The organism is Brevibacillus sp. MCWH (assembly GCF_013096935.1).
Lineage (GTDB): Bacteria > Bacillota > Bacilli > Brevibacillales > Brevibacillaceae > Brevibacillus > Brevibacillus aydinogluensis.
In genome coordinates, this window is record NZ_SDLF01000140.1 from 1 (window position 1) to 462 (window position 462).

Here is a 462-nt window from a genome sequence, read left to right on the forward strand (position 1 = left end):
TTTGTTTAGAAAACGGCGAAACAGGTACATTTAACGAAGCTAGATGGAAAAAAGACAATTTGTTTGATGCTATGAATAGAGTTAGAGCAGATATTGAAAAGAAAAATTCTTTCTTTAGATCTTTTAACACAAAACATAGTGGATTTTTAAAACTAGGTAAAGTAAAAGAAGTAAATAAAGATAACACATTTGCTATTGGGGAGTCAGTAGCTTTAATTGGGGGTAGCGTAATTGTAATTCCTGATAATACAGAAATTACTTTACCTGAAGCAGGTAATGAAAGTCGAGTAGACTTAGTATTTTTAGAATTCTGGTTAAGTGAAAAGAAAAAAGGTGATCCTATTTACAAAAACGGGTTTGTGGGTACTACTATCGAAAGATATGCTGTAGCAGATGAAGTTGTTGAAGAATATAGAATTAGAGTTGTAGATGGAATTGATGAAATGAATACAGACGATGGGT

Annotated in this window: 1 protein-coding gene; it reads left to right on the top strand. The window is 31.8% G+C overall.

Annotated elements, in window-relative coordinates:
- Positions 1 to 462 (top strand): hypothetical protein (locus ETC00_RS19765; RefSeq protein WP_171567746.1); only part of this gene is annotated, 462 nt, incomplete at both ends.